This is a genomic window from Bradyrhizobium sp. PRIMUS42, from assembly GCF_023006515.1.
Classification (GTDB): Bacteria; Pseudomonadota; Alphaproteobacteria; order Rhizobiales; family Xanthobacteraceae; genus Bradyrhizobium.
Genome location: NZ_JALBGZ010001388.1, coordinates 1 through 733, shown reverse-complemented (window position 1 = coordinate 733; position 733 = coordinate 1). Strand labels below are relative to the sequence as shown.

Below are 733 nucleotides of genomic sequence, written 5' to 3'. Positions count from 1 at the left end.
CGAGGCCGGCGCCGCCGATATAGAGCTCGCCTGCGATCCCCACGCCCGCCGGGCGACCCTCCCGGTCCAGCACATGCACTTGCGTGTTCGACAGCGGACGCCCGATCGGCACCAGCGCCCCGTCCACCAGCCGGCTCGCATCGTACCAGCTGACGTCCCACGTCTCCGCCATCCCGTAGACATTGAGCAGCGCCGCATGCGGCCAGCGTTCCGCGAACGCCGCCGCCAGACGGCTCGGCACCGCCTCGCCCCCGATCATGCACATCCGAAGGTGCGGCGCCTCGCTCTCGGACGGCACGAGCTCGAGCAGCGAATGCAGTTGCGACGGCACCAGCGCCAGACGCTCCACCTGCTCTTCGCCGATGATCCGCATCAGCTCGCGTGGATCGCGCGACGACGCCGCACTGGCGATCACCATCCGGCCGCCCGCCAGCAGCGGCTGGAACACTTCCCAATACGCATCCAGGAAGTTCGCCGACGTCTTCTGGCAATACACCGTCCCGCCGTCGCCCGTCCCCTCCCAGCCCAGCCGTTTGCACGCATTGCGATGCGTGCCCATCACGCCCTTGGGCCGCCCGGTGGATCCGGAGGTGTAGATCACGTAGGCGAGGTTGTCCGGTCCGCTCACCGCGGCCGGTGCAGAGGTCTCCTCGCCTATGATACCGCCGAGATCGTCATCGAGCCGCACCCGCCGGACCGCGGCCTCGCCCAGACGCGCCTCGGCCGCGGCCTG

1 protein-coding gene is annotated in these 733 nt (G+C 70.0%); it reads right to left on the bottom strand.

Going from position 1 to position 733, the window contains the following annotated elements:
• A partial coding sequence (locus MOV75_RS40550; RefSeq protein ID WP_247008459.1) for an AMP-binding protein occupies nt 1-733 on the bottom strand: 733 nt, incomplete at both ends.